Below are 1,996 nucleotides of genomic sequence, written 5' to 3'. Positions count from 1 at the left end.
TTGTTCTTTATTAAATTTAGTCATAATAAAAGACCCAAAAGTGTCTAACTTTTGGGTCTCACTTCATAAAATGAAAGTAGTTGTTTTTTTCTTACTTTAATTCAAATTCAAGTCTTACAGGATTGTGATCGGCATAACGGTAATCCGTATTGATGTTAGTAGCTTTAGCCTTAACATTTTTTGAAACAATAAAGCCATCACAAATCGTCATGTAGTTAACTTTAGGATCGTATTTCATATCCGTAGCACGAACCGTCGCAATTTTTTCGCGGTTAGTTGCCTTGACCATGGTGAAATCTTTAGGCAACATCTTTTGATCTAAGACGGAAACCCAATCTGGGATTTTTTCTTGATGAGAGAAGTGCGTCATCATGTCTTTACCCAAAGCGTGGTTGAAGTCGCCGCCTACAATAACGTAATTGCCAGCGCGGTATTCTTTTTCCATAACGCTAGAGATGAGCTTCATCTGCCTCTTTCTCATCACGCCGCCTTTGTCATAAGCCGACATGTGGCTGTTAATCATGACAAGGTATTTGCCATTAGCGATAGGGAAGCGCATAACGACGAAGCAGCGGTCTAGGTCAGTAAATTTAGAAATAAATGCACTAGTGACAGGATATTTTCTTCTTACTGCAGAAGTCATATTGTATTTACTCATGCTGAGCAGGCCTGATTGAACGCTGCCGTGTGGGTCATAAGGTGGCCAAGCAAGGTAGGCGCTGTGGAAGTTGTTAGCAAAAACATGGTCATAATCTGTAAAGTGATTTTCAACCATTTTGACTTGGTTTACATAGTGGCTACGAGTAGAGTGGGTGTCGATTTCTTGGAAAAACATAAAGTCAGGATTCTGCTTTTTCATTGTATTGATTACACCATCAGTTGAATCAAGAACAGCTTGCTTTGAAATAGCTGTACCGCGTTTCCCGTGCAGCTTTTTACCGTTCTTAAGTTCGCCATGATCCATGAAAAAGTCGAAATTGTGATTATATGCACCAAAGCCGACGTTATAAGTTGTAGCTGTGTACGTTTTATTTAGCTTTAACTCTGCTTTTTGATTGTTGCCGATAGATAATTTTTTGTGGTCAGGGATGCGGTAGTAGTGCGCCTGCATGTAGCCAATGTAGCAGCCAACCGCAACAAGCAAAATTCCGATGATAACTAGCAAAATTATCCCGATTCTCTTTAATATCTTCATTTATCTCCTTTGTTACTTGATTAGTATAACAGAGAAAATGAACGGATTTTGGGCGTAAAATGTATACGTAAAATGTATATGTGATAGATACTTTAGGATGCATTAAATTGATGAGGTAAAAAATGATTCAAGTATATTTAATTCGACACGGTCAAACTTACTTTAACTATTTTCATAAGATTCAAGGACGATGCGATTCACCGTTAACCCCACTAGGAATCGCACAAGCTGAAGCAACAGGTAAATATCTTAAAGAAAAGAAAATCCATTTCGACTATGCTTTTTCTTCTAGTTCAGAAAGAGCTAGCGATACTTTGGAAATAGTCACTGATCACAAGATGCCTTTTAAACGTGAAAAAGATTTGCGTGAATTTGCTTTTGGCCGTTATGAGGCACATGATGAAAGCTTAAATCCTAAGCCACCTTATGGTGATTTCTTTAAGCAATTTGGTGGCGAAAGCCAAGATGAAGTTCAAGACAGAATGGACAAGACAATCAGAAGACTTTTAGCTGATATTCCTGATGGTAAAAAAGTGTTGATTGTGTCCCATGGTGGAGCTTTGATGAACTTTTTACGTAAAGCTTTAAACAGTGACCATCCCTTGGGAGATAAACATTACCGCAATTGTGGCATTGTAGTTTTGAACTTTGATGGTCAAAACTTTTCTTTAGTAGATGTAGCTAATCCAGCCGATGACGTTTCAGATGATGTGAATAAAAATTTGTAAAACAAAAAATCCTCAAAGTGTGGTGACCCTCGAAATTCGGACATGAATTTCGGGGGTTTTATTATGGCTAAAT

The 1,996-nt window shown here is 38.0% G+C and carries 2 protein-coding genes; one reads left to right on the top strand and one right to left on the bottom strand.

The window, feature by feature from the left end:
* Positions 1–91: 91 nt before the first annotated feature.
* A complete protein-coding gene (locus RDN22_RS11295) occupies positions 92–1,195 on the bottom strand; it encodes an endonuclease/exonuclease/phosphatase family protein (RefSeq protein ID WP_308558155.1) in 1,104 nt (367 codons plus the stop codon).
* A 122-nt stretch (positions 1,196–1,317) separates the two neighbouring features.
* Here RDN22_RS11295 and RDN22_RS11290 point away from each other — a divergent pair, with 122 nt between their 5' ends.
* A complete protein-coding gene (locus RDN22_RS11290; RefSeq protein WP_308558154.1) occupies positions 1,318–1,923 on the top strand; it encodes a histidine phosphatase family protein in 606 nt (201 codons plus the stop codon).
* The last annotated feature ends 73 nt before the right edge of the window (positions 1,924–1,996 follow it).

The organism is uncultured Lactobacillus sp. (assembly GCF_902491705.1).
GTDB lineage: Bacteria > Bacillota > Bacilli > Lactobacillales > Lactobacillaceae > Lactobacillus.
Note: the sequence above shows the minus strand (reverse complement) of the source record. Positions and strands in the feature narration are given on the sequence as shown.